The organism is Lysinibacillus sp. NPDC093210, assembly GCF_044753985.1.
GTDB lineage: Bacteria > Bacillota > Bacilli > Bacillales_A > Planococcaceae > Lysinibacillus.
In genome coordinates, this window is record NZ_JBIVOE010000002.1 from 756,795 (window position 1) to 763,859 (window position 7,065).

Here is a 7,065-nt window from a genome sequence, read left to right on the forward strand (position 1 = left end):
CCTATGTGAAAAGTTTCACTGAAAAAATGAAAAAGCATTAACTATCACAAATTATGAATTACTGCATTGTCGTTATTAGGTGTATTTTTGATATGAGAAAATAAAAAATCTGCAAGATTCCTGAGGGAGAAAAAGCCTTATGCTTGATGCTACAAAAGCTAACGAGCATGCGAGGTCTTAAGTCTTACCCTCGGAAAAGAGCAGATTTTTATAATAAAATATTTTGTAAAAAATTATTTAGATGCTTCTACCAAAGCCGCTTCCATTCGCATTCTATCACGTGTTAATATCGGTTTTAAATATTTCCCTGTATATGATCCAGTTACTTCCACTACTTCTTCTGGCGTACCTGTAGCAACAATTGTACCACCTTTGTCGCCACCCTCTGGACCCAAGTCAATAATGTAATCCGCTGTTTTAATAACATCCAAATTATGCTCAATGACAAGTACTGAGTCACCATTTTCAACAAGGCGTTGCAACACAATCAGTAAGCGTGCAATATCATCTGCATGTAAGCCAGTTGTCGGCTCATCTAAAATGTAAAATGACTTACCTGTTGAGCGGCGATGTAATTCAGAAGCCAATTTAACACGCTGTGCCTCACCACCTGATAGGGTAGTCGCAGGTTGTCCTAATTTCATATAACCTAACCCTACATCAACAATTGTTTGTAATTTACGTTGAATTTTAGGAATGTTTTCGAAGAACACTACAGCATTTTCAATTGTCATATCTAAAATATCGGCAATACTTTTATCTTTATATTTCACTTCAAGTGTTTCTCTGTTATAACGTTTACCATGACAAACTTCACATGGCACATAAACATCTGGCAAGAAATGCATTTCAATTTTAATAATACCGTCGCCACGACAAGCTTCACAGCGACCACCTTTAACATTAAAGCTAAACCGACCTTTTTTATAACCGCGTACTTTGGCCTCATTTGTTGTTGCAAAAACATCGCGAATATCATCAAATACCCCTGTATACGTTGCGGGATTTGAGCGCGGCGTTCTCCCGATTGGTGATTGGTCAATATCAATAACTTTTTCTAACTCATCCAATCCTGTTACTTCTTTATGTGCACCTGGCTTCACCTTTGAACGGTTGAGCTTTTGCGCTAAAGATTTATATAAAATTTCATTGATGAGTGTTGATTTACCAGAGCCAGAAACACCTGTCACCGCTACAAATAGACCTAATGGTACGTCTACTTTGACGTTCTGTAGGTTATTTTCTTTTGCACCTAAAATAGATAATTTACGACCATCTGGTTTACGACGTTCAATTGGTAGCGGTATGAATTTCTTGCCGCTTAAATATTGACCTGTTAACGACTTAGGATTATCCATTACTTCCTGTGGCGTACCTGCCGCAACAATTTGTCCACCATGTACACCAGCACCTGGTCCAACATCAATAAGATAATCCGCTGCTAGCATTGTATCTTCATCATGCTCGACTACAATTAGCGTATTTCCGATATCACGCATATTTTGTAGCGTACTAATGAGACGGTCATTATCTCGCTGATGTAGGCCGATAGATGGCTCATCCAAAATATAGAGCACACCCGTTAAGCGAGAGCCAATTTGTGTTGCCAGACGGATACGCTGAGCCTCCCCGCCTGAAAGTGTTCCCGCAGCACGATTTAATGTTAAATAATCTAACCCTACATTGACTAAGAAGCCGAGGCGTTCTTCAATTTCACGCAATACAAGTTTCGCGATTTGCATATCTTTTTCAGATAAATCGAGCTCTTTGAAAAACGTATCAGCATCCTGAATCGAATACTCTGTTACTTGTCCAATATGCTGATCTGCAATTTTCACAGCTAATGTTTCGGGCTTGAGTCGGTAGCCTTTACAAGATGGGCAAGCTTGCTGAGCCATATATTTCTCCATTTGTTCTCGTACATAATCGGATGTTGTTTCCTTAAAACGGCGCTCTACATTACGAACGACACCTTCGAATTCAATCATCTGATCACGTACATTGCCAAATTCATTTTCATAATGGAAGTGAATTTTATCTTTCCCTGAGCCAAATAAAACCTTGTCCATCTTTTCTTTAGGTATATCTTTGACAGGTACATCCATTGGAATATCGTAATGGTCGCATACAGCCTTTAATAGCTGTGGATAATATTGAGAGCTAGTAGGCTCCCACGGTGCAATAGCATGCTCTAATAATGAACGATCCCAATCTGGCACGATAAGCTCAAGATCAACCTCTTGTGTCGTTCCTAAACCGTCACAACTTGTGCACGCTCCAAATGGACTGTTAAAAGAAAACATACGAGGCTCTAACTCTCCGATTGAAAATCCACATAATGGACATGCATGATGTTCGCTAAATAATAATTCTTCATGCTCCATTACATCGACAAGAACACGTCCTTCTGCCAATCGAAGGGCTGTTTCTAACGAATCACTAAGACGAGCTGCAATTCCTTCTTTTACAACGACACGATCGACAACAACTTCTATTGAATGTTTTTTATTTTTATCAAGATCAATAGCATCATCTAAATCGCGTAATTCTCCATCAATTCGTACACGGACAAAGCCTTGCTTTTTCAAATCCTCAAGTAATTTTACATGTGTCCCTTTACGCCCTGAAATCATCGGTGCAAGTAATTGCATTTTCGTACGTTCTGGATAGACGAGAAGACGATCCACCATTTGCTCAATCGTTTGAGACGTAATCTCAATACCGTGATTTGGACAAATGGGTTTGCCAATACGTGCAAATAGTAAACGCAAATAATCATAGATTTCCGTTACTGTTCCGACTGTTGAGCGCGGATTTCGGCTCGTCGTTTTTTGATCTATTGAAATGGCAGGCGATAGCCCCTCTATTGCATCTACATCCGGTTTATCCATTTGGCCAAGAAATTGGCGCGCATATGCCGATAATGATTCGACATAGCGACGTTGCCCTTCAGCGTAAATCGTATCAAACGCTAATGACGACTTCCCAGACCCAGATAAACCTGTTAACACGACTAATTGATCACGTGGAATTGTGACATTTATATTTTTTAAATTATGTGCTCGTGCGCCTTGCACGACAATTTCTGTATTTTTCACAAGCCAATCACCCTTCTGCTTTCAATTCAAATATTGTATCGCGAAGCTCAGCTGCACGTTCGAAGTCAAGTGCTTTAGCCGCTTCCTTCATCTCAACTTCAAGAGTAGCAAGTAATTTCTCTCTTTCTGCCTTCGTCAATTTTTTGCCTTTCGTTGCCTTTGTTACATAAGACTCCTCTTCCTCTGCCACCTGTGTTGCACGAATAACATCCGGAATCTTTTTGACAATCGTTTTCGGTGTAATACCATGTTCTTCGTTGTAAGCCATTTGAATAGTACGGCGGCGTTTTGTTTCCTCAATTGCCTTTTTCATAGAATCTGTCATATTATCCGCGTACATAATGACATGCCCATTCGCATTACGTGCCGCACGACCGATTGTTTGAATAAGAGAACGCTCTGAACGTAAAAAGCCTTCCTTATCTGCATCTAAAATCGCTACTAGTGATACTTCAGGAATATCTAAGCCTTCACGCAATAAGTTAATGCCGATAAGTACATCATATGTACCTTTACGAAGTTCGCGAATAATCTCAATACGTTCTAATGTCTTAATCTCTGAATGTAAGTATTCCACTTTTAAGCCCATTTCCTTCAAATATGCAGATAAATCTTCCGACATTTTTTTCGTCAACGTTGTTACGAGTACACGCTCATTTTGCGCAATACGACCATGAATTTCATCAATTAAATCATCTATTTGCCCTTCAATTGGACGAACATCAATTAACGGATCTAGTAATCCTGTTGGACGTATAATTTGTTCTACCATTTCAGGAGTATGTTCAATTTCATATGGACCAGGTGTTGCTGATACATAAATAGCTTGATGAATATGTCGTTCGAATTCCTCAAAACGCAATGGGCGATTGTCTAGTGCAGATGGTAAACGGAAACCATGCTCTACTAGTACCCCTTTACGCGCTTGGTCTCCATTATACATACCTCTTACTTGAGGTAATGTCACATGGCTTTCGTCGACAACGAGAAGAAAGTCCTCTGGAAAGTAATCAAGTAATGTATACGGTGTTGCTCCAGCTTCACGTAATGTTAAATGGCGTGAATAGTTTTCAATACCTGAGCAAAAGCCCATTTCACGCATCATTTCTAAATCATAGCGTGTACGCTGCTCTAATCGCTGTGCTTCTAATAGCTTATCTTCTGCTCGCAGTAGCTCAAGGCGTTGTTCTAATTCTTGTTCAATATTGTCAATTGCTTTAAGCATTTTTTCTTCACGTGTAACGAAGTGGGATGCTGGGAAAATTGCTACATGGTCTCGATCTGCCAATATTTCTCCCGTTAAAGCATCTACCTCTCGAATTCGGTCAATCTCATCTCCGAAAAATTCGACACGGACGCAATGTTCATCGCGAGATGCTGGGAAAATTTCCACAACGTCTCCTCGCACACGGAACGTCCCACGAGTAAAACTAATATCATTGCGTTCATATTGCACGTCGACTAATTTTCGAAGTAATTGATTGCGCTCAATCTCCATCCCTGTGCGAATTGATACAACTAATTCTCTATATTCTTCCGGAGAACCTAAACCGTATATACAGGAAACAGACGCAATAATAATGACATCATCACGTTCGAAAAGTGCAGAAGTGGCTGAGTGACGGAGTTTATCAATCTCATCATTAATGCTCGAATCTTTTTCGATATACGTATCTGTTTGCGGAACATACGCTTCCGGCTGAAAGTAATCATAATAACTTACAAAGTATTCAACCGCATTATTTGGGAAGAACTCTTTGAACTCACTATATAATTGACCTGCAAGTGTTTTATTGTGGGCCATAATCAGTGTTGGTTTTTTTACTTGCTGAATGACATTAGAAATCGTAAAAGTTTTGCCCGTCCCTGTTGCACCAAGTAATGTTTGATGTCGTTTCCCTTCACGTACACCCTCCACTAATTCTGCAATCGCCTGTGGCTGATCACCATTAGGCTGATAAGGCGCCTGTAAATCAAATGTTTGCACGCATGTCCCCGTCCTTTCCTACCAATTTGTACATTTATTTTAGCATAGCAGTATTAAAATATCGAACATTTAACGAACGAATGTTTGTTTTTTCTTCATTTTCAATTTCGGTACGTGTATTGTTGATGTAGCATTTGAAGTTTCTCATAGATATGACGCTCTTTCAGTAATTATAAACTTTTAACCTTTATACCCATGATTAGATATATACCCTTTCTTTAATCATAGAATTCTAGAAAAATAAAAGATTTTACATTTTTTCATTAAACATAATAGTGCTGATAACGTCTATTTGGTGACAGACAAAAAAATCCGCTCTCCTGTTATTGGAGAGCGGTCTTATCATATTATTCACTTGCTACTTTGTGTAAAGCCTCTAGTTCAGTTGCGTATAAGTGAAAAGCTTTTTTATCTCGATCGTCGAGTGTTCTATCTATCAGAACCATTAGCTGTTCTTCACGATGCATACGCTGGATATGATTTAAAAATAAATCTAAATAAATCTCGTTCAATAATTTCTCTGCCTCATCAACTTTTTTTGACTGACCTACGGCTTTTAGAAAATCTGTGTACGAATAATATTTATCCAACGATCTCACCTCGATCCTTTTCTAAATTATAAGAAAATTTAGATTAAAATGCAACGCTAAACAAATAAAAATCATCTATTATTTATTAGAATTATAGCGTAATTTCAAGCAAATCCTTTAGGAAAAAGCATCAATTATCTATATATTTTAAGTTTATATCTATATTTTCAGAATGCATTTTTGTCATTTATACTACAAATAATTACTATCAAAAGGAGGCTTTTACATATGTCATCAAATTATGTGAATGGTTATTTAATGTCTTTCAATACTTATTTATTGCTACCGATTCAGCACGAATCTAAAGTTTTTACTCGAGTTATTGACAAGCATAATGAGCTAATTGTGACACGCAAACCTTTGCATGTTTTACGCAAATCTTGCATCTCTTTAGGCACGACTTATGAAGCTGCAAAACATTCTGCAAAACGTTTTTTTGGTAATCAACATAAGCTTCCCATAGTCGTCGCATATGATTATGGCTTTCCTTGCATTTTTTTACCGACCTATTCGCCAAACTCTATACACAATATTTGGATAGGGCTCCACGCTATTTCAAATATTTCGCCGAGTAGTGAAGGATGTATTATCACATTGAAAAATGATATGGAATTTGAGCTGCCTATTAAATATGCTTCGATTAGTAAACAATTTGTTAATGCTTCAATGCTTTATAAACATTATATGGGTGAGCGTAAACAACTTAGCCACGATGCTCCGTATCATCCACCCTTTTAAGGAGAAGGTTCACTATTACTATTAGGGGGAGTGCTTACTTCGTTATTGCATTAGACATTCTAAAGCGTAAAAACCCACTTCGCTTTCCGCGGGCACACACGTAAGCCGTAACCGTCGCTGTCGCGCCGTTTGTTACGTCTTACGTTCTGTGCGTTCCCGCAGGAGTCTTCGTGGGTTTTTACTTGGTTATGTTCTACTAGCAGCGACTAGTTGAACATTGCATTGGAGAGTCCCTTAGTCGTTCTATGCATTGCATTTTACATTCTAATGTCTAAAAACCCACTTCGCTTTCCGCGGGCACACACGTAAGCCGTAACCCTCGCTAACGCGAGGGTTGTTGCGTCTTACGTTCTGTGCGTTCCCGCAGGAGTCTAGGGGGTTTTTACTTGGTTAACCTACTAGCAGTATCATAAAGATTCAGAATTGTTTGAGTGACTGGCACTTTAAAAACGAAAACCTCAGAAGCGTTGAACTGCACCCCAATTGTTAGACACATCTAACAATTGGAGGTGCAGTTTTTTTATGGCTAAATATACTGCAGAGGAAAAATTACAAGCAGCTTTACGATACTTAGAAGGCAAAGAAAGTTCACATGAAATTGCTAAATCGATTGGGACAGATAATAAGGCAATTCTTACTTGGGCTAAACAAT

4 protein-coding genes are annotated in these 7,065 nt (G+C 38.6%); 1 reads left to right on the forward strand and 3 read right to left on the reverse strand.

Going from position 1 to position 7,065, the window contains the following annotated elements; translation table 11 throughout:
- Window positions 1–233: 233 nt before the first annotated feature.
- The 3 genes from uvrA to ACIP9C_RS09165 form a co-directional block, all read right to left on the reverse strand.
- Window positions 234–3,098, reverse strand: coding sequence for an excinuclease ABC subunit UvrA (gene uvrA / locus ACIP9C_RS09155; protein WP_401009849.1), 2,865 nt, complete (start codon window positions 3,096–3,098; stop codon window positions 234–236).
- A gap of 7 nt (window positions 3,099–3,105) precedes the next feature.
- Window positions 3,106–5,085, reverse strand: coding sequence for an excinuclease ABC subunit UvrB (gene uvrB / locus ACIP9C_RS09160; protein WP_401009851.1), 1,980 nt, complete (start codon window positions 5,083–5,085; stop codon window positions 3,106–3,108).
- A 347-nt stretch (window positions 5,086–5,432) separates the two neighbouring features.
- Entirely contained in the window at window positions 5,433–5,675 is a 243-nt protein-coding gene (locus ACIP9C_RS09165; protein ID WP_401009853.1) for an IDEAL domain-containing protein, read from the reverse strand.
- Window positions 5,676–5,903: 228 nt separating this feature from the next.
- On the opposite strand from ACIP9C_RS09165, the gene ACIP9C_RS09170 reads away from it, so the two are divergent.
- Complete coding sequence (locus ACIP9C_RS09170) at window positions 5,904–6,413, forward strand: competence protein ComK (protein ID WP_401009855.1); 510 nt, start codon at window positions 5,904–5,906, stop codon at window positions 6,411–6,413.
- Window positions 6,414–7,065: the final 652 nt, after the last annotated feature.

Coding starts and splice junctions, on each gene's coding strand:
- ACIP9C_RS09170 (WP_401009855.1), top strand. CDS start 5,904: ATGTCATCAAATTATGTGAATGGTTATTTAATGTCTTTCAATACTTAT.